Below are 18,487 nucleotides of genomic sequence, written 5' to 3' on the forward strand. Positions count from 1 at the left end.
GCGGGCGGCACCCGCCCCGGAGACGACGCGGGCACAACCAGCGCGGGCACGACGACCGCGGGCACACTCGGCGCGGGCACGACGACCGCGGGCACACTCGGCGCGGGCCCGCCGGAACCATAGGTTCCTGTCGGTCCCCGCCCGTATCCGTACCTGGGTCCACACCGGCACCCGCCCCCGGGCCGACGCCCGCGTTCCGAGCCCTCGTGCCCCGCGCGAGGGCGGGGCGCACCCGGCCGTCGCACGCAGGCGGGGGCCGGCTGCGAGGGCCGGGAGGCCTGCGCGGCCTACGAGGCGTCGAGTACGCCCGTGCGGTAGATCGTGCCGGCGCAGGCGTTGCCGATGGTGGTCTCCGCGGTCGGGGCCCCCATCTCCGGGGTGTGCGTGACCGCGATGCTGCCGTCCGCCGGGCCCTCGTCCGCGCTGCCCAGCTGCGCCACGGTGTTCGTCGTGTCCGCTGCGGTCCCGGTGCCTTCGCCGACACCACCGCCACCGTCGCCGTCCGTGGGCGTGGGGCTGGGCGAACCGCCGGTGGTCGGACAGGTGTCCGAGGGCACCCACGCGAAGCGCACCTCGTACGCCATCGCCGGCTTCAGGAGCACCGTCCCCGGCTCCGTCGAGGGATCGGGCAGCCCGGCCGCGGGATCGCCGGCGGTGTGCTGCACCACCGTGATCTTCATCGGGTCGGCGGCACCCGCCGCCTGGAAGCCGACCGTGCCGTTGCTGGTCACCGAGCAGGCGTCCCCGGACGCGTTGGCGATCCTGAAGGTTCCGTACACCGTGCCGTCCGCACCGGCCGCGCCCGAGTCGGCGGAAGCCACCTTGAGCTGGCCGGGGTCGCAGGACGCGGTGGCTGCCGCCACGGAGCCCTCCGGGTCGCCCAGGCCGTCGGTCCCGCTGCCGTCGGCACCCGGCTCCGAGCCCTGTGACGGGGACGCGGAGTTGCCGCTCTCCCCCTGGGCGCCCTCGCTCCGGCGTTCCTCGGGGCCCGCCGTCTTCCCGCCGTCCGCTTCGGCACCCGCGTCGTCGCCGCTGCCGCCCTGCGCCTGCTGGCCGTGACCGGCTATGGCCGGGTTGGCGGTGGCCGAACCCTCCGAATTGGCCACATGGACGAAGGCGGGAACCGCGGCGCCGATCAGCAGCACCGCCGCCGCGGCCCCCACGACGCCCTGACGCCGACGGGCGCGCCGGGCAGGCACCGCGCGGTGCAGATGGTCGAGGGTGCCGTCGGAGGGCTCGAGACCCTGGACAGCGCCCTGCAGCATCCGGCGCAGCGCGATCTCGTCCATGACGTCGTCGCCACCGGTGCCCCTGCCGGAGTCACCCGTGCCCCTCCCGGAGCCGCCGGGAACACCACCGCCGGAGGCGCCACCGCCCCGGCCGCCGAAGAGCTCGGTCAGCGTGCCACCGGTCCCGCCGAAGGAACCGCCCGCGCCGTCGAGTCCGCTCCGGTCCTGCCTCCCTGCACCGTCCTGCTCCGGATCGGTGTTCGGGGTGTTCTCCGGCCCGTGGTTCACAATTCCGTTTCCAGTCCGGTCATCGTCGTGCCTGTGCTCGGGCCTGCTCATGCCTGCGCCTCCATCACCACGCGCAGTGCCGCAATGCCCCGGGAGCCGTACGCCTTCACCGAGCCGAGCGATATCCCCAGCGTCTCCGCGACCTGGGCCTCCGTCATGTCCGAGAAGTAGCGCAGCACCAGCACTTCGCGCTGGCGGCGCTGCAGCCCCTTCATCGCCTTGATCAGCGCGTCCCGCTCCAGCTGGTCGTACGCGCCCTCCTCCGCGCTCGCCATGTCGGGCATCGGCTTCGAGAGGAGCTTCAGCCCGAGGATGCGCCGTCGCAGCGCCGAGCGGGACAGGTTGACCACGGTCTGACGGAGGTACGCGAGCGTCTTCTCCGGATCGCGCACCCGGTTCCGCGCCGAGTGCACCCTGATGAACGCCTCCTGCACCACGTCCTCGCAGGACGCGGTGTCGTCCAGAAGGAGCGCGGCGAGACCCAGCAGCGACCGGTAGTGAGCGCGGTACGTCTCGGTGAGATGGTCGACCGTCGTTCCCGCCGCCACCGTCCCCTCAGCGCCCTCGCGCTGCGACGGCAGCCGGGTGGATCGCGCAGCGGGCATGGGCGCGATCACCGGCATACCGCCGGGTGCGCGGGGCCTCCGGAGCGGACGCACCGAAGCGCCTCGCAACGGGCCCACCACTGTGATGTCGAGAACCTCTGCCACGCCAGTTGGACACGCTTCCCCCCGTCAGGGTTGTACGCGTACGGCACCGCGTTCGATGCTGTGCGACATACCCTCATTCGTACCTGCTCTTCCCCAAATGCCCTGAAAACACATCCAGCCACGCAAGAAGTGACGACGTAGACGCGTCGCACCCGCTCAGCGGTTGCGGAGGGCCAGGAGATCATCGTCGGACATGACAACGCCCCAGCTCAAGAGGTTCAGACCAGCAAGTTACCCACAGGGCGCACACAGATCCTACAAAACAGGTTCGATCAGGAGCGAGGAAATTCTCCGGCCACCGACTCGGCGATCTGGGCCACGTTGAGGGCCGCACCCTTCCGGAGGTTGTCGCCGCAGACGAACATGTCGACGGCGTGCGGATCGTCCATCGACTGCCTCACCCGGCCCACCCAGGTCGGATCGGTGCCCACGACGTCGGACGGGGTGGGGAAGTCACCGGCGCCCGGACTGTCGAAGAGCACCACCCCGGGCGCGGTCGCGAGGACCTCGTGGGCCCGGTCCACGGCGACCTCGTTCTCGAAGCGCGCGTGCACGGACATGGAGTGCGTCGCCACGACGGGGACGTACACACAGGTCGCCGTCACCTTCAGGCCCGGCAGTCCGAGGACCTTCCGGCACTCCGCGCGGATCGCCATTTCCTCGGAGGACCATCCGCCCCCGGCATCGGTCCCGGCCCACGGCACCACGTTCAGGGCGACCGGGGCGGCGAAGGGGCTCTTCTCCCCGTCGCCCAGGGCCCGCCGGACGTCCCCGGGGCGGGTACCGAGCTCCGTCCCCGCCACCAGGGCCAGCTGCTCCCGGAGCGCGGCGACACCGTCGCGGCCCGCACCGCTCACGGCCTGGTAGGACGAGACGATCAGCTCCCGCAGGCCGAACTCGGCGTGCAGCGCACCGACCGCGACGATGAGCGAGAGCGTCGAGCAGTTCGGCGACGCGACGATGCCGCGGGGCCTCAGCCGCGCGGCATGGGGGTTGATCTCAGGGACGACCAGGGGCACGTCGTCGTCCGTCCGGAAGGCGGCCGAGCCGTCCACGACCACGGCGCCCCGGGCGGCGGCCACCGGCGCCCACTGCGCGGACACCTCGTCCGGCACCAGGAACAGGGCGACGTCCACCCCGTCGAACACGTCCTCGGCGATCGCGAGGACCTCGGTCTCCTCGCCGCGGACGACCAGCTTGCTGCCGGCCGCACGCGGCGAGGCGACCAGTCTGACCTCGCCCCAGACGTCCGCGTGCTGCGAAAGGATCTGGAGCATGACGCCGCCGATCACCCCGGTCGCGCCGACGACCGCGAGTGAAGGGCGGCGTCCGGTCATCGGCCGGTGCCTCCGTAGACGACGGCCTCGTCGGCGTCGCTGTCGAGACCGAAGGCGGTGTGCACGGCGCGCACGGCCTCGTTGACGTCGTCGGCGCGGGTGACGACCGAGATGCGGATCTCCGACGTGGAGATCAGCTCGATGTTCACGCCGACGTCGGACAGCGCCTCGAAGAAGCCCGCCGTGACACCGGGGTTGGTCTTCATGCCCGCGCCGACGAGAGAGATCTTCGCGATCTGGTCGTCGTAGCGCAGGGAGTCGAACCCTATGCCGGCGCGGGCGCGCTCCAGGGCGTCGATGGCCTTGCGGCCCTCCGTCTTGGGCAGCGTGAACGTGATGTCCGTCAGGCCGGTCGACGCGGCGGAGACGTTCTGCACCACCATGTCCATGTTGATCTCGGCGTCCGCGACGGCGCGGAAGATCGCCGCGGCCTCGCCCGGCTTGTCGGGAACGCCGACGACCGTGACCTTGGCTTCGGAGACGTCGTGGGCGACTCCGGAGATGATGGCGTGCTCCACCTGCTGGTCCCCTTGCGGCTCGTTGCTGACCCAGGTGCCGCGCAGTCCGGAGAAGGACGAGCGGACGTGGATCGGGATGTTGTAACGGCGTGCGTACTCCACGCAGCGGTGCAGCAGCACCTTGGAGCCGGACGCCGCCAGCTCCAGCATGTCCTCGAAGGAGATCCAGTCGATCTTCCGTGCCTTCTTCACGACCCGGGGGTCGGCGGTGAAGACACCGTCCACATCGGTGTAGATCTCACAGACCTCCGCGTCCAGGGCGGCGGCCAGCGCGACAGCGGTCGTGTCCGACCCACCGCGACCGAGGGTCGTGATGTTCTTGCCCTCCTGGCTCACGCCCTGGAACCCGGCGACGATGGCGATGTTGCCCTCGTCGATCGAGGTCCGGATGCGGCCGGGCGTGACATCGATGATGCGCGCTTTGTTGTGGACCGAGTCGGTGATGACACCGGCCTGGCTGCCCGTGAACGACTGGGCCTCGTGGCCCAGGTTTTTGATCGCCATGGCCAGCAGGGCCATGGAGATCCGCTCTCCGGCGGTCAGCAGCATGTCGAACTCTCGCCCGGCAGGCATCGGGGATACCTGCTCGGCGAGATCGATCAACTCGTCCGTCGTGTCGCCCATCGCTGACACCACGACAACCACCTGGTTGCCGTTCTTCTTGGCGTCCACGACTCGCTTGGCGACACGCTTGATGCCTTCGGCATCGGCTACGGAGGAGCCTCCGTACTTCTGCACGACAAGGCCCACGTGCGCTCCTCGCTCAATAATGGTGCGGTCGGCTCAGTTTAACGAGCAGTCCGGAATCGACCCGTCGGTACCGGATGGTGAGATGTCCCGCCCACCACCTGGGACGGCGTGTCGCCCCGAACTGCTCGTACCGGGCTGCTGCCCGCTTCCCCCCGTTGCACGCCTGTTTGTGTCCCAGACCACAGCAGACAAGAGCGGTCGCAGCGGCCCCGGGCGCCACACCGGACGCCGCGCAGGCCCGTAGGCCGGGGTCTAGAGGACCGGCCGCAGGCCCAGCGGCCCGGCGATCTCCTCGGCCATCACGCGCCCCGCCTCCTCCGCCAGGTCCCCGTCGCCCGGGTCCTGGTCGGTGTCCAGGCCGTCGAGCTCCTGGAGCGGCTGGTTCAGCCGGATGTGGGCGATCAGCGACTGGAGGGCGCGCAGGGCGGCCGAGGCGGTGGAGCCCCAGTTGGAGAAGTACGAGAACTGCCACCACCACATGGCCTCCGCCGTGCGGTCCGCCTCGTAGTGCGCGAGACCGTGGCCGAGGTCCGTGACCAGGTCGGCCAGGTCGTCGGAGATGCGGTGCGGCACAGGGGGCTTGCGAGGCTCGTACGGGTCGAAGACCTCGGAGTAGACGTCGATGGGCTCCAGGAGCTCGGCGAAGCGCTCGCGCAGCCCGTCGGCGTCCGGCTCGGGCCCCAGGTCCGGCTCGTAGCGCTCGTCCGGGAGGATGTCCTCGTACGCTCCGAGCCGGCCACCGGCCAGAAGGAGCTGGGAGACCTGGAGGAGCAGGACCGGGACGGCCTCCTCGGGCTCCTCGGCCTTGGACACCTCGCCGACCGCGACGATGAACGTCTTGATCTGGTCCGCGATCTGGACGGCGAAGTCGTCCGGGTCCTGCGTGACGGAGTTCAGCGTGGCGTCAGACATCGAGGGGACCTCCCGTGGGCACGGTCGCGAACGGTGGGTAGAACATAGCGCCGCCGGACGTAAGGCCGCCGTCAGATGCCGGATCACACATCGAGCAGCCGCCTCCCCTCGAAGGCGCGGCCGAGGGTGACCTCGTCCGCGTACTCCAGGTCGCCGCCCACCGGCAGCCCGCTGGCCAGCCGGGTGACCCGCAGGCCCATCGGCTTGACCATCCGGGCGAGGTACGTCGCGGTGGCCTCGCCCTCCAGGTTGGGGTCCGTCGCGAGGATCAGCTCCGTGATGGAACCGTCGGCGAGACGGGCCAGCAGCTCTCTGATGCGCAGGTCGTCGGGTCCGACGCCCTCGATCGGGCTGATCGCGCCGCCGAGCACGTGGTAGCGCCCCCGGAATTCGCGGGTCCGCTCGATCGCGACGACGTCCTTGGGCTCCTCGACCACACAGATGACCGTGCGGTCGCGGCGGGCGTCACGGCAGATGCCGCACTGCTCCTGCTGGGCGACGTTGCCGCAGATCTCGCAGAAGCGGACCTTGTCCTTGACCTCGAGGAGGGCATGGGCCAGACGGCGTACGTCGGTGGGCTCCGCCTGGAGAATGTGGAAGGCGATCCTCTGCGCGCTCTTGGGACCGACGCCGGGCAGCCTGCCCAGTTCGTCGATCAGCTCCTGAACCACGCCTTCGTACAACGGAACGCCTTTCCTTTTTCCTGCTCGTACCGTATCCGGTACGCCCGGGTAGCTACAGGGGTCAGAACGGGAGACCCGGCATGCCGCCCAGGCCCTGGGCGAGCGGGCCGAGCTTCTCCTGCTGGAGCTGCTGCGCGTTCTCGTTGGCCGCCTGGACGGCGGCGACCACGAGGTCGGCCAGCGTCTCGGTGTCCTCCGGGTCCACGGCACCCGGGTCGATGACCAGACCGCGCAGGTCGCCGGACCCGGTCACGGTGGCCTTCACGAGACCGCCGCCCGCCTGTCCCTCGACCTCGGTCCTGGCCAGTTCCTCCTGGGCCGCGGCAAGGTCCTGCTGCATCTTCTGGGCCTGCTGGAGCAACTGCTGCATGTTGGGCTGGCCACCACCGGGAATCACGGTCACTCCTGGCATTTCGACAACGGATTGTTTCGGTACGCCGAGCCTACGTGCTCACCCGACACCGCGCCCCACCCGCAGGGGACCAACTCTTTCGAGTGAGTTCCGAAAACTGTCTGCCGCGCTCCTATACCTGACCAGAGGCCGTGCACACCCGGGAATCCCGCGATTTCGACCCCGCGGCCCACCATTCGGCGGTAGGAAGAGCATGCGTCGCCGCACCCGTACGCACATCGAAGGTAACGCAGAGTTACGCGGATGAGGGCCCCGGTCATATGCCGGTACCGCCCCCTCCGTGACCGAGAACCATGCCGATCCGCGTCAGCGCGCGCCGGACGCAGAGTGCAGAGGAGCCCCCGGTGAGTCAGCCGGAGATGCAGCCCGAAGGGCCGCCCCGCAAGGAGTCCGGCGCGGGATCCGGTGCAGGTACCGGAACCGAACGGTCCGGATCGCGCTACGGTTCAGGCCCCCGGGACCTGACCGGCCGCGCCTTCCCCCTCGGCGACTGGGGCGAGCCCGCCGAGCGGCTCGACGAGCTCTACCGCTGGGTCGAGGCCGGCGCCCTGGAGACCGCCGAATGGTATCTGCGCGACCGGGTACGCAAGCGGCGCACGGCCAGAGCGCTCCGTCTCGGGACGGCGGCGGGGGTGGTCGCCGGCGCGGCCCTTCCGCTGCTCGACCTGACCGGGGAGCTGCACGGATCGGCCGGCTGGGGCTATCTCTCGCTGCTGCTGGGTGCCGCCTGCATGGCGTGCGACCGGTACTTCGGACTGACCTCCGGCTGGATAAGGAATCTCGCGACGGCACAGGCCGTGCAGAGGCGCTTGCAGGTGCTGCAGTTCGACTGGTCCTCCGAGTGCGTGCGGGAGGTGCTGGGGCCGACGGAGGGCACCGCCAGCGAGGCCGCGGAGCGGTGTCTGGGCGTGCTGCGCCGGTTCTCGGAGGACATCACCGAGCTCGTCCGCATGGAGACGGCCGACTGGATGGTGGAGTTCCGGGCCGGGCCCGCGCCCATGGGGATGCAGTCGCTGGTCTCGGGCGGGCTCGGCGGGCGCCCCGAGCAGGGGGCCCCGCCCGGCCGGCTCACCATGCCCTCGGTGGCCCGGCCCAACATGCCGCGCCAGCGGCCCCCGGAGCCGCCCCGGTGAGACCGGGGCGGCCGTGGCCGGTCAGCTGAAGATGATCATCGAGCCCTGCGCGAGGCTGCGCGTGGCCGCCGCGTGCAGTCCCAGCCAGACGTGGCGCTCCCGGGCGAAGGGATTGTCGTCGTACGGGACCGCGGCGGCCGGCTCCTCCAGGGAGGTCGGGCCGGCGGGCGGCTGCGGCGCGGCCGGCGGGTTGGCCGGATCGATGCCGATGGACGGGGCGACGAACTCCAGCTCCCTCAGCAGCCCGTGGGAGGAGCCGAGTGGGCCGCCGCCCTCCAGGAGCTGGTCGTCGGAGAGCGGACGGGGGAAGTCCAGCGGGACGTACGCCCCGGCGTGGTCGTAGTGCCAGACCAGGTGCGACTCCTGCGCGCTCTGCTCGAACATCTCCAGCAGCTGCTCGTAGTCCCCGCCCAGTTCGTCGACCGGGGTGACGGCGAGGCCGCTCAGCTGGAGCAGGTAGGCACGGCGCAGGAAGTGCAGGGCGTCGTAGTCGAACCCGGCGACCGGGGCGACGTCCCCGGTGAGCCCCGGCATGTAGGCGTAGACGGGCACGGGCGGCAGCCCCGCCTCGGTCAACGCCTTGTCGTAGACGGCGATCTCTTCGGCGAACGGGTTGTCGGGGCTGTGGCACAGCACATCGACGAGGGGAACCAGCCACAGGTCACAGGCCACGAAGTCTCGCTCTCCAACGGGTTCGTGCGATGGTCGGGACAGCGTAATGCGGCCGGGACCCCGCGCACAGGGTGCGGGCGGGTACGCGCTCGGCCGCGGGCCCCAGGACACGTCGGGCCGCGGCCCTGGACGTGGCCGGCCGGGCGCTCAGCCGTGGCCCGGGTGCGGGGGGTCGCCGGCGGCCAGCCGGTCCGCCCACTTCAGCCCGTGCGCGTAGTAGGCGTCCAGCACCGCCCGCACGGCCGGCCCGTCGGCGGCCGTGATGGCCTCCACCAGCTCCTGGTGGCCGTTCCAGAGCCAGTCGCGCACCTCGTCGCCGTCCCCGCGCAGATACGGGACGGCGAAGGCCCAGGCCTGCATCCGCAGCCGTTGCAGGAAGTCGTTGATGTAGGTGTTGCCGATGACCGTGCCGAGCTCCCGCCAGAACCTCAGGTCGTAGCCGATGAGGATGTCGAGGTCGCCGCCACGCGCCGCGCGCGCCGCCTCCTCGGCCCTCCGGCGTACGGAGACGAGGGCCGCCCGGTGGGCGCCGATCACGGCGGGCGCGGACCCGGTCCCGTCGAAGATGCCCCGGAACACCCCGTCTATGACCAGCGCGCGCGCCTCCACCATCGACCGGTAGTCCGCGACGGTGAACTCACGGACCCGGAAACCGCGGTGCTGGTCGGATTCGAGCAGCCCCTGCGCGGACAGGTCGAAGAGCGCTTCGCGGACGGGCGTCGCGGACACGCCGTACTGCTCGGCGATCTGCTTGACGGTGAACTCCACCCGCGGCTGCAGGCGCCCCGCGAGCACCTCGTCACGCAGGGCGTCGGCGATCTGCTGCCGCAGCGTACTGCGGGTCACGCCTCCGCTCGCGCCCATGACGCCCCCTCCCGTTCTCGGCTCGGGTCACTTTAAGCCAGAGGTATGCCCGGTTCCGGGCACGGGGGAGGGCGTCATGTCCGGTGCCCTCTACACGGTGTGTTCGTCGGCGACCGCGAGGGCCGAGTCGAGGGCCGCGAGACCCTCCTTCGCCTCGGCCTCGGTGATGTTGCAGGCGGGGACGACGTGGGTGCGGTTCATGTTGATGAAGGGCCAGAGGCCGTTCCGCTTGCACGCCGCGCCGAAGGCCGCCATCGGGGCGTTGGCCTCACCGGTCGCGTTGTACGGGACCAGGGGCTCGCGGGTCTCCCTGTCCCGGACCAGCTCCAGCGCCCAGAAGGCGCCGAGGCCGCGCACCTCGCCGACGGAGGGGTGGCGCTCGGCGAGCTCGCGCAGCCCGGGGCCGAGCACGTGCTCCCCGAGGTGTGCGGCGCTCTCGACGATCCGCTCCTCCTCCATGACCTTGATCGTCGCGACGGCGGCGGCACAGGCCAGCGGGTGACCGGAGTAGGTGAGCCCGCCCGGGTAGGGCCGGGTCTCGAAGGTCGCGGCGATCTCGGCGCTGATGGCGACGCCACCGAGCGGCACGTAGCCGGAGTTGACGCCCTTCGCGAAGGTCATGAGGTCCGGGACGATGCCGTCGTGGTCGGCGGCGAACCACTTCCCGGTGCGCCCGAAGCCCGCCATCACCTCGTCCAGCACGAGGACGATGCCGTACCTGTCGCAGATCTCGCGGACGCCCGCGAGATAGCCGGGCGGCGGCGTCATGATGCCCGCGGTGCCCGGGACGGTCTCCAGGATCACGGCGGCGACGGTCGCCGGGCCCTCGAAGGCGAGCGTGTCCTCGAGGTGCTGGAGCGCGCGGGCGCACTCCTCGGCCTCGGTCTGCGCGTAGAACGGGGAACGGTAGAGGAACGGCGCCCAGAAGCGGACGACTCCCGCCGAGCCGGTGTCGGACGCCCAGCGGCGCGGGTCGCCGGTGAGGTTGATCGCGGTGGCGGTGGCCCCGTGGTACGAGCGGTAGGCGGAGAGCACCTTGGGGCGCCCGGTGTGCAACCGGGCCATGCGGACGGCGTTCTCGACGGCCTCGGCACCGCCGCTGGTGAAGAAGATCTTGTCGAGGTCACCGGGGGTCCGCTCGGCGATGAGGCGCGCCGCCTCCGAGCGCGCCTCGACGGCGAAGGCGGGGGCGAACGTGGTGAGCCTGCCCGCCTGCTCCTGGATCGCGGCGACGACGGCGGGGTGCTGGTAGCCGATGTTGGTGAAGACGAGGCCGCTGGTGAAGTCCAGGTAGCGGTTGCCGTCGTAGTCCCAGAAGTGCGCCCCCTCGGCGCCCGCGACGGCGAGCGGGTCGATCAGGCCCTGGGCGGACCAGGAGTGGAACACGTGCGCGCGGTCGGCGGCCTTCACGGCCGCGCCCGCTGCGGGGTCGACGTACGGGGCGCGGGAGGCATCGGAGTTCATGCGGCGAGCGTATGCGGCGTGACCGCCGTCCTCCATGGCCACTCTGTACGGCATGGGCCGCCCGGCTCGGCATGCTGTCGGGTCCCCGTCCGGAAACGGCTCCATTGACAGAATGCTGTCATCATGACAGCATTCTGTCGTAAGGTTCCGTGCTTCGCCACCGGAGGTCATCATGACCGGCACGACCGTCCACCTGGCCGTCTACGACACCTTCGCCGACTGGGAGCCGGGCTTCGCCACGGCTCAGCTCACCCGGCACGGTCACACCGTGCGCACCGTCGGCCTCACCACCGAACCCGTCACCACCATGGGCGGGCTGCGCGTCCATCCCGACCTGGCGCTCGACGAGCTGGGGCCGGACGGCAGCGCGCTGCTCGTCCTCGCCGGCGCCTCCCTCTGGGACACCGGCGACACCCTCGCCCCCTTCGCCCGGGCGGCGCGGACCTTCCTGGACGCGGGCGTGCCGGTGGCCGCCATCTGCGGGGCGACCGCGGGGCTGGCCCGCGAAGGCCTGCTCGACGACCGCACCCACACGAGCGCCGTCTCCTTCTACCTCGCCGCCACGGGATACGCGGGCGGCGCGCACTACGTCGACGCCGACGCGGTGACGGACTCCGGCGGGGAGTCCCGGGGCGCTCTCGTGACGGCGGGTCCGACCGAGCCGGTCGCCTTCGCCCGCGAGATCTTCTCGCTGCTCGACGTGTTCGAACCGAAGAAACTGGACGCCTGGTACCGGCTCTTCCACGACTCGGACGCGAGCGCCTACGAGGTGCTCGAAGGATGAGCGGGAAGAACACCGGGGGGGCCCGGCACCCGGAGGACGCCGACCGGCTCAGCCGCACCGCGATCGGGGTGTTCCGGCTCAACGGCCGCTTCCTGTCCGTCGCCGAGGAACTGGCCGGCCCCGCCGGGCTCACCGCCGCCCGGTGGCAGGTCCTCGGAGCGGTCCTGACCGAGCCGCTTCCGGTGTCGGGGATCGCCCGCTCGATGGGGATCACCCGGCAGAGCGTGCAGCGGATCGCCGATCTGCTGGTGGGACAGGGCCTCGCCGAGTACGCCGCGAACCCGGCCCACCGGCGGGCCAAGCTGCTCCGGCCCACCGACGAGGGCCGGGCCGCGGTGAACAGGATCGGTCCCGCCCACGCGGAGTTCGCGGCGCGGCTTGCGGGGGAGCTGGGCGAGGAGCAGTTCGCGCGCACCGTCCAGGTGCTGGAGCGGCTCTCGGCCGCCATGGACACCCTGGCGCTCCCGGCCTCCCCGGCCTCCCCGGCCTCCCCGGCCTCCCCGGCCGGGCGGCCACCGGAATCCGCCGGGGGATGAGGGCGCCGTGCGGGATCCGCCCGCCGCTATCCTCGACCACGGTCCGCCACGGCCGTACGGGGAGGAAGCGCACCATGGAGAAGCTGGTCTCCGGCGATCCGCAACGCATCGGCAGCTACCGCCTGCTGGGGCGGCTCGGCGCCGGCGGGATGGGACGGGTGTTCCTGGCCCGTTCGGACCGGGGCCGCACCGTCGCCATCAAGCTGGTGCGGCCCGAGCTCGCCGCACAACAGCAATTCCGCGACCGGTTCCGGGCCGAGGTGCAGGCCGCCCGGCGGGTCGGAGGCTCCTGGACCGCCCCCGTGCTGGACTCCGGGGTGGACGCCACGGTGCCGTGGGTGGCCACCGGTTACGTCGCCGGCCCCTCGCTCCACCGCATCGTCTCGGGTCACCGGGGCGCACCGGCGGCCGAATCGGGGGCGTACGGTCCGCTCCCCGAGCGCTCCGTACGCATCCTGGGCGCCGGTCTCGCGGGGGCCCTCCAGGACATCCACGGTGCCGGGCTGGTCCACCGCGACCTGAAGCCCTCCAACGTCCTGATGACGATCGACGGGCCCCGGGTCATCGACTTCGGTATCGCCCGGGCCCTGGACACCGTCACCGAGGGCGGCCTCACCCGTACCGGCGCGATGATCGGCACCCCCGAGTTCATGTCGCCCGAGCAGGTGCGGGGCGAGCGCGTGGCTCCCGCGTGCGACGTGTTCTGCCTCGGTTCCGTGCTGGCCTACGCGGCGACCGGCCGCGTGCCGTTCGGCGCGGCGGGAAGCGGAGCCCACGCCCTGATGTTCCGTATCGCGCAGGAGGAGCCGGACCTCACCGGTGTCCCCGTCGACCTGGTCGAGCTGATCCGGGACTGCCTGGCGAAGGACCCGGCCGCGCGCCCCTCCACGGACACCGTCCTGGAGCGGCTGGGCGACACGGAGTCGGCGGAACCGTGGCTGCCGGGCGCCCTGATCGCCCAACTCGGGCGCCACGCGGTGGAGCTGCTGGACTCCGAGGACCCCGAGGAGGAGCGGAGCGGAGCGACGGGCCCGCAGCGGGTGCGGCCCACTCCCCCGGCACCCGCCCCGACACCCGCACCCGCCACGCCCGTACGGCCTCCCGATGTCACACGCGGACTCCCCGCGCCGGCCGGGCCGCCCGCACAGCTCCCGCCCGCCTACGGCTATCCGCACCGGCCCGCGGCCGCCCACGGATACGCGCCCACTCCCGCGGGCCACCCCGGCGCGCCCGCGCCCCGGCGCCGTGGGGCGGGCTCGACGCTCCTGCTGGCCACCGTCGCGCTGCTCGTCGCGGTGGGGGCGGGCTGGGGGGTCCACGCCCTCACCCGCGACGGTGGGGGTGACACCGCGGTGTCACCCACGCTCTCCCCGTCCGGCACCTCCCAGGACGGAACGCACGCCGAGGCCAAGGGCTCCGACGGCACCGTGCCCTCCGGCTTCCTGGGCACCTGGTCCGGGACCGTCGAGGGCGGCGGGGGAGCCTCCACCCGTCAACTCGTCGTCCGGCAGGGCGAGGTGGGTGACACCGTGCTGTCCCTCACCGCCGAGGGGCCCCTCGGCGCGGGCGGCTCCTACCGCTGCGTGTTCCGGGCCGATCTGCAGAGCGAACCGTCCTCGGGCGGGCCCGTCCGTATCGGTCCCTCGCGGGTCGCGGAAGGCGAACCGATGTCGTCGTGCACCCCGGGGGAGGCCACCGTGCTGACCCTCCTCCCCGACGGGAGCCTGCACCGCGAGATCACGGCCACCGGCACGAGCCTGACGTACACGAGGACCGGCTGAGCGGCTCACGCCGTGAGGTCCGCCGCCCGGAAGGCGAGCCACAGGTCGTACCGTGCGCTCGGGGTCCTGAGCAGCGACCGGCTCAGCAGCGCCTCGAGCCGGGTGAGCCGCTTGCGGGCGCCCGGTACGGAGATGCCCAGTGCGGCTGCCGCCGGGCTCAGCTGGGCCTCGCAGCTCAGCCATGTCCGCAGGGTCTCCTCGCCCGTGGGGCCGGCCTCGGCGAGGAGCCTGAGCTGCTGGACGGCCCAGTCCTGGACGCCGGGGGTGCGCAGGACCGTGTCGAGGTCCTCGGCCACCGCGCCGCTCCCGGGGCGGGAGCGGTGCAGCGCCGGGGTGGCCCTGATCCTGAGGGCCAGGTCGACGGCCGCCTGGTCCGCGACCAGGTTCAGGTCCAGGCCGAGGAGTTCGCCGACGAGCTTCAGCCGGGCGGCCAGGGTGTTGCGGTGGATCTTCAGGTGCTGGGTGGCGTGGGAGGAGAACGCCAGCCAGGACGCGACCGTCGCCGAGAGCTCCTGGCTCCCCGGATCCTGCGAGCGGCGCGGCAGATGGGCGAGGAGCGGCGCGAGGAGAGCGTCGGCCCACCGCGCTCCGGCGGCCCCCACGACCAGTGCGGGTTCCGGGGCGGCGCCGAACCTCGCGTGGCGCCCGGGGAGTGCACGGGCGACGGCGAGTGCGTGGAACGCCTGCCGGTAGGCGGTGGCCGTGTCGGGCAGCCGCACCTCCTCGCTGACGCCCACGACGCAGTCGTCCACGAGCCCGGCGACGGCCAGGCCCAGGGTGGAGCCCTCCTCGGGCGCCCGCTCCTCCGCCTCCTCCTCAGCCGGCACGATCAGGATGAGATGGCGGGCGTAGACGGGGCAGCGCACGATCCACGTCCGGCCGCCGGAGGTGTCCGCGCAGACCCGGGCCACCTCGTCGCGCTGTCCGCCGGAGCATTCGACGACGCAGACCCGCACGGGGTCGGGGAGCTTCGGCCGCAGGGCGCCCGCCACCTGGTGGGCGATGGAGAGCTGACCGGTCATCAGCAGGTGCAGGACGGCCTCGCGGCCCCGGGACTCCGCGAGGTCCACGCGCCTCCGCTTGCGCTCGACGCTCTCCGACGCCCAGGACAGGGCGAGGGGCATCACCGCGTCGGCCATCAGCGTGGCGAGCCCGGCGGGCAGCGGCTTGGGCGCGACGAGGACGGCGACCGGGCCACGGGGCTCCGGCGTACGGTCGAGCGGGAGCAGCAGTGCGGTGCACATGTCGGTGTCGAGGGAGTACGAGGCGGCTCCACGGGTCGTCATCTCCCGTGCTGCCCGGGCCGCGAGACCCGCCGCCTCGTGGGCCGGCCACCGGACGCTCCCGGCCACGGCCCGCAGGACCGTACCGTCCCGGTCCACGATCCCGGCCCAGCCCTCCGCCCGCCGGGCCAGTCCGCGCAGCAGCTCGGGCGATCCACCGGTCCGCGCCAGCCGGTACATCAGCAGTACGTCGTCCGCCCGTTCGCGCGCCGACACGTGTCTCCCTCCCCCGGCCTCCCCGAAACCGGAGTGCAGGGTACCGGTCCGGTTGTGCGGTTTGATACCCGTCGGTTGCCACGCGGTGCGAATTGAATCTCCCGGCCCGACGCCCCGTCCCCCTAGAGTCCCCAGGGTGTTCCGGGATGTCCGGGAGACGTCGGGGGGCGTCGGGACGTCCTGGTTCCGGGGGCCCGAGGACGTCGGGGGACGTCCGGACGGCGCGGCGGCAGCGGCTCACGGGGGTGGTCACTGTCGTCGGCCCGCGGCGGGTGTCAGTGGCGCCGCCCAGCATGGTTCTCGACCGTGCGCCCCTCCGGCCCGGGCCCGTGCTCAGCCCGGCAGCGTCGCTGCCTCCCCGACGGCGGTGAGCAGCCAGATGGGGAATTCCGGGTCCGCCTGCCCCACGGCCAGACCGAGCCAGCGCGTACTCCCCGGCGGGCGCCAGACCTGCATGCTGCCCGCAAGGTTGCAGAGCTGCCCCATCGGCTCCGGGGCGGGGCCGGCGTCCTCCTCCCGCTCCAGGTAGGGCCAGAGGTCCACGGTCTCCGGCTCGCCCCACCGCTCGCTCAACGCGGTCGCCAGGACGCTGAATTCGTCCTCGATCTCCTGCTCCGCGGGCTCGACGAGTTCCGGTGACCGGTCGTCCCAGAAGTCCTGACTGGCGCGCAGGATCATCAGGTGATGGCCGGGTCCACTGCTCCGCCCGCTGCCGTCCTCGCTCTCCTCCCCCGCGGGGAAGGGCCGGGCGAGGAGGCCCTCGATCAGGGCGAGGCGGGACTCGGTGGTCTCGGGCGGTGTGCTGTCGCTGTCCGTGCTCATGAGGCGCGATCCTGTCAACCACCCGTACGGGAACACGAATCGGGGGCGCGTCCGGCANCACATGGCCGGACGCGCCCCCGCTCCCCGGGGTGGGGCCGGGTTCAGCAGCTCAGGTTAGAGCCGGGGGTGGTGCCGAGGATCTGGACGAACGCCTGGTACTTGTCGATGCGGCTCTGCACCTGGGCGGGGTTGCCGCCGTTGCACTCCAGGCTGCCGTTGATGGAGCGGATGGTCTCGCCGAAGCCGGAGCCGTTGACCATGGCGTTGTGCGGCGTCATGGTGCCGGGGCCGGACTGGGTGTTCCAGTACCAGAGACCGGTCTTCCAGGCCACGGAGGCGTTCTGCTCGACCAGGTACGGGTTGCCGAGCAGGTCGATGCCGAGTGCGTCACCGGCTGCCTTGTAGTTGAAGTTCCAGCTGAGCTGGATGGGGCCGCGCCCGTAGTAGGCGGCCTGGCCGGCCGGGCAGCCGTAGGGCTGACTCGCGTCGCAGTAGTGGGGGTAGTTGGCCTCGTTGATCTCCTTGATGTACACCAGCCCGCCGGTCTCGTGGCTGACGTTGGCGAGGAACGCGGCCGCCTCCCGCTTCTTCACCGTGTCGCTGCCGGTGTTGGCGAAGCCGGGGTAGGCGCTCAGGGCCGCGGTGAGACCGCTGTAGGTGTAGAAGGAGTTCCGGCCCGGGAACATCTGGTTGAACTGCGCCTCGCTGACGACGAAGCCCGAGGGGTCCGGGTCGCCCGGGTCCGTCTCGCCGCCGCTTCCGCAGGTGCCCTGGTCGGCCCAGACGTCGGCCGAGCCGGGGGTCTCGTTCTGGGTCCACCACTTCGCGGACCAGTTGTGCCCGTTGTAGGAGGCCGATCCGCCGCCCACGTAGACGGAGGAGGCGCTCCAGGCCGGCGCACAGGCGGCGGCCGAGGCCGTGGTGGCGGGGAGGAGGACGAACGTCGCGACGACCGCGCCCAGCGCGGCGATCAGGCTCATGACACGTTTGAACACGCGATCACTCCTTCGGCGCGGCGCTCGCGCGAGCGTGCGCCGCCATGGGGGGTACGGCCACTCAAGCGTCGATGGTCTGGACCTGTCAAGGTCTAGACCAGAACTCGACAACGTTGCCCATGCCCCCGACGCGGCGCCCGCACCGCCCGGTTGAACGCGAGACGAACTTCCCCGGAAGGAAACCGGAGGCTCCCCCACCACACGGTTCCCGGTCATACGGTGACGCTCTCCGGCCACCGCACCCACAGGGAGCGCGTCCACCATGGAGTTGTTCACCCCCGAGAACGTCATCGCCGTCCTCACAGCCCTGCTGGGTGTCGCGACGTCGGCGGGCGTGCTCTGGTACGAACGCCGCGTCCCGCGCCGCAAGCGCATCGGCTACCGCGTGCAGATGGACACCCCCATAGGCAGCGAGGTCAGCCAGGGCCGGGCCAATGTGCGGCTCGGGCTCTTCAACGAGACCCCGGACATGGCCGATGCGACGCTCGTCCTGCTCCGCGTCGAGAACGACGGCTCGCAGTGACGCCAACTCCGGTACCCGCGAGGTGTTCCAGCGCCGCGTCCTGGACGCCAACGAGCTCGCCACCTCCTCGCGCGACTGCACCACCAAGGACTACGCCGACGCCCCGGTCCTGCGCTGCGAGCTCGACGGCACGGACCAGGTCCTGGCCGAGGTCGCCGAGCTCGAGGGGGCGATCGGCTACACCGAGCTCCGGGGCGGCGCGGTGCCCGACGGGGCCCACCGGACAGCCATCGACGGCGTCACCCCGTCCGTCGACACGATCGGCACCAGCAGCTACCCGTACCGCGAGATCGAGTACGCCTACACCTACGGCTCGCCGCCCGCGAACTCCCTGGTGGCCGGCTTCCTCAACTACCTGGACAACTACGGCGAGGAGGTCATGCGCACCAACGGCCACATGCCGTGCGCGACCCCCCAGGGCATGCGCCTCTGCGGCGAGGACCGAGCCGGACCGGGCCGAGCCGGGAGGGGCCCCCTACCGCGGTAGGGGGTGGACACGACACCGCGGTATCTCGCGAAGGACTCCGGCCCGCTCCTAGTCTCCCCGCCATGGACACCTCACGGACCTCCTTCCC

17 protein-coding genes and 1 pseudogene are annotated in these 18,487 nt (G+C 72.1%); 5 read left to right on the plus strand and 13 right to left on the minus strand.

What is annotated here, in order from left to right:
* Nucleotides 1–287: 287 nt before the first annotated feature.
* From B9S57_RS02595 to B9S57_RS02625, 7 genes are all read right to left on the minus strand, one after another.
* A complete protein-coding gene (locus B9S57_RS02595; RefSeq protein WP_103513892.1) occupies nucleotides 288–1,568 on the minus strand; it encodes a hypothetical protein in 1,281 nt (426 codons plus the stop codon).
* Nucleotides 1,565–2,140, minus strand: coding sequence for a SigE family RNA polymerase sigma factor (locus B9S57_RS02600; RefSeq protein ID WP_014155427.1), 576 nt, complete (start codon nucleotides 2,138–2,140; stop codon nucleotides 1,565–1,567). Before B9S57_RS02600 ends, B9S57_RS02595 begins: the two co-directional genes overlap by 4 nt.
* 359 nt (nucleotides 2,141–2,499) lie before the next feature.
* The gene (locus tag B9S57_RS02605) at nucleotides 2,500–3,564 is read right to left on the minus strand and encodes an aspartate-semialdehyde dehydrogenase (RefSeq protein WP_103513893.1); all 1,065 of its coding nucleotides are present in this window, start codon (nucleotides 3,562–3,564) and stop codon (nucleotides 2,500–2,502) included.
* On the minus strand, nucleotides 3,561–4,832 hold the full coding sequence (locus tag B9S57_RS02610) for an aspartate kinase (protein ID WP_103513894.1): 1,272 nt from the start codon (nucleotides 4,830–4,832) through the stop codon (nucleotides 3,561–3,563). The genes B9S57_RS02605 and B9S57_RS02610 overlap by 4 nt, the downstream gene beginning before the upstream one ends.
* A 252-nt stretch (nucleotides 4,833–5,084) precedes the next feature.
* Complete coding sequence (locus B9S57_RS02615; RefSeq protein WP_073750343.1) at nucleotides 5,085–5,744, minus strand: DUF5063 domain-containing protein; 660 nt, start codon at nucleotides 5,742–5,744, stop codon at nucleotides 5,085–5,087.
* 83 nt (nucleotides 5,745–5,827) lie between these two features.
* Nucleotides 5,828–6,427: a recombination mediator RecR gene (gene recR / locus B9S57_RS02620; protein ID WP_031090791.1), complete on the minus strand. Its 600-nt coding sequence runs from the start codon at nucleotides 6,425–6,427 to the stop codon at nucleotides 5,828–5,830.
* A 61-nt stretch (nucleotides 6,428–6,488) separates the two neighbouring features.
* Nucleotides 6,489–6,824: a YbaB/EbfC family nucleoid-associated protein gene (locus B9S57_RS02625; RefSeq protein WP_103513895.1), complete on the minus strand. Its 336-nt coding sequence runs from the start codon at nucleotides 6,822–6,824 to the stop codon at nucleotides 6,489–6,491.
* A gap of 359 nt (nucleotides 6,825–7,183) precedes the next feature.
* Here B9S57_RS02625 and B9S57_RS02630 point away from each other — a divergent pair, with 359 nt between their 5' ends.
* Nucleotides 7,184–7,972: an SLATT domain-containing protein gene (locus B9S57_RS02630; RefSeq protein WP_103513896.1), complete on the plus strand. Its 789-nt coding sequence runs from the start codon at nucleotides 7,184–7,186 to the stop codon at nucleotides 7,970–7,972.
* A 21-nt stretch (nucleotides 7,973–7,993) separates the two neighbouring features.
* Here the strand turns inward: B9S57_RS02630 and B9S57_RS02635 are convergent, their stop codons facing one another.
* From B9S57_RS02635 to B9S57_RS02645, 3 genes are all read right to left on the minus strand, one after another.
* Nucleotides 7,994–8,644, minus strand: a complete 651-nt coding sequence (locus B9S57_RS02635) for a hypothetical protein (protein WP_103513897.1) — start codon at nucleotides 8,642–8,644, stop codon at nucleotides 7,994–7,996.
* A gap of 147 nt (nucleotides 8,645–8,791) precedes the next feature.
* A complete protein-coding gene (locus B9S57_RS02640) occupies nucleotides 8,792–9,508 on the minus strand; it encodes a GntR family transcriptional regulator (protein WP_103513898.1) in 717 nt (238 codons plus the stop codon).
* A gap of 90 nt (nucleotides 9,509–9,598) precedes the next feature.
* A complete protein-coding gene (locus B9S57_RS02645; protein ID WP_103513899.1) occupies nucleotides 9,599–10,972 on the minus strand; it encodes an aspartate aminotransferase family protein in 1,374 nt (457 codons plus the stop codon).
* Between the two features lie 172 nt (nucleotides 10,973–11,144).
* On the opposite strand from B9S57_RS02645, the gene B9S57_RS02650 reads away from it, so the two are divergent.
* From B9S57_RS02650 to B9S57_RS02660, 3 genes are all read left to right on the plus strand, one after another.
* Nucleotides 11,145–11,756 (plus strand): DJ-1/PfpI family protein, encoded by a 612-nt coding sequence (locus tag B9S57_RS02650; RefSeq protein ID WP_103513900.1) that lies wholly within the window; start codon nucleotides 11,145–11,147, stop codon nucleotides 11,754–11,756.
* Nucleotides 11,753–12,292: a MarR family winged helix-turn-helix transcriptional regulator gene (locus tag B9S57_RS02655; protein ID WP_103513901.1), complete on the plus strand. Its 540-nt coding sequence runs from the start codon at nucleotides 11,753–11,755 to the stop codon at nucleotides 12,290–12,292. The genes B9S57_RS02650 and B9S57_RS02655 overlap by 4 nt, the downstream gene beginning before the upstream one ends.
* A gap of 74 nt (nucleotides 12,293–12,366) precedes the next feature.
* A complete protein-coding gene (locus tag B9S57_RS02660) occupies nucleotides 12,367–14,073 on the plus strand; it encodes a serine/threonine-protein kinase (RefSeq protein ID WP_103513902.1) in 1,707 nt (568 codons plus the stop codon).
* A 5-nt stretch (nucleotides 14,074–14,078) separates the two neighbouring features.
* Here the strand turns inward: B9S57_RS02660 and B9S57_RS02665 are convergent, their stop codons facing one another.
* From B9S57_RS02665 to B9S57_RS02675, 3 genes are all read right to left on the minus strand, one after another.
* Nucleotides 14,079–15,536 (minus strand): helix-turn-helix domain-containing protein, encoded by a 1,458-nt coding sequence (locus B9S57_RS02665; protein WP_181011206.1) that lies wholly within the window; start codon nucleotides 15,534–15,536, stop codon nucleotides 14,079–14,081.
* 369 nt (nucleotides 15,537–15,905) lie between these two features.
* A complete protein-coding gene (locus B9S57_RS02670) occupies nucleotides 15,906–16,394 on the minus strand; it encodes a hypothetical protein (RefSeq protein WP_103513918.1) in 489 nt (162 codons plus the stop codon).
* Between the two features lie 101 nt (nucleotides 16,395–16,495).
* Nucleotides 16,496–17,389, minus strand: coding sequence for a glycoside hydrolase family 19 protein (locus B9S57_RS02675; protein WP_103513904.1), 894 nt, complete (start codon nucleotides 17,387–17,389; stop codon nucleotides 16,496–16,498).
* Nucleotides 17,390–17,651: 262 nt separating this feature from the next.
* On the opposite strand from B9S57_RS02675, the pseudogene B9S57_RS02680 reads away from it, so the two are divergent.
* Nucleotides 17,652–18,399, plus strand: a pseudogene (locus B9S57_RS02680) (hypothetical protein).
* Nucleotides 18,400–18,487 lie beyond the last annotated feature (88 nt).

The organism is Streptomyces sp. SM10 (assembly GCF_002910915.1).
GTDB lineage: Bacteria > Actinomycetota > Actinomycetes > Streptomycetales > Streptomycetaceae > Streptomyces.

Bases quoted from the DNA above. Each gene is read 5' to 3' on its own strand.
- B9S57_RS02595 (WP_103513892.1), bottom strand. From the start codon at position 1,568: ATGAGCAGGCCCGAGCACAGGCACGACGATGACCGGACTGGAAACGGA.
- B9S57_RS02600 (WP_014155427.1), bottom strand. From the start codon at position 2,140: ATGCCGGTGATCGCGCCCATGCCCGCTGCGCGATCCACCCGGCTGCCG.
- B9S57_RS02605 (WP_103513893.1), bottom strand. From the start codon at position 3,564: ATGACCGGACGCCGCCCTTCACTCGCGGTCGTCGGCGCGACCGGGGTG.
- B9S57_RS02615 (WP_073750343.1), bottom strand. From the start codon at position 5,744: ATGTCTGACGCCACGCTGAACTCCGTCACGCAGGACCCGGACGACTTC.
- B9S57_RS02640 (WP_103513898.1), bottom strand. From the start codon at position 9,508: ATGGGCGCGAGCGGAGGCGTGACCCGCAGTACGCTGCGGCAGCAGATC.
- B9S57_RS02645 (WP_103513899.1), bottom strand. From the start codon at position 10,972: ATGAACTCCGATGCCTCCCGCGCCCCGTACGTCGACCCCGCAGCGGGC.
- B9S57_RS02650 (WP_103513900.1), top strand. From the start codon at position 11,145: ATGACCGGCACGACCGTCCACCTGGCCGTCTACGACACCTTCGCCGAC.
- B9S57_RS02655 (WP_103513901.1), top strand. From the start codon at position 11,753: ATGAGCGGGAAGAACACCGGGGGGGCCCGGCACCCGGAGGACGCCGAC.
- B9S57_RS02660 (WP_103513902.1), top strand. From the start codon at position 12,367: ATGGAGAAGCTGGTCTCCGGCGATCCGCAACGCATCGGCAGCTACCGC.
- B9S57_RS02665 (WP_181011206.1), bottom strand. From the start codon at position 15,536: ATGTACCGGCTGGCGCGGACCGGTGGATCGCCCGAGCTGCTGCGCGGA.
- B9S57_RS02670 (WP_103513918.1), bottom strand. From the start codon at position 16,394: ATGAGCACGGACAGCGACAGCACACCGCCCGAGACCACCGAGTCCCGC.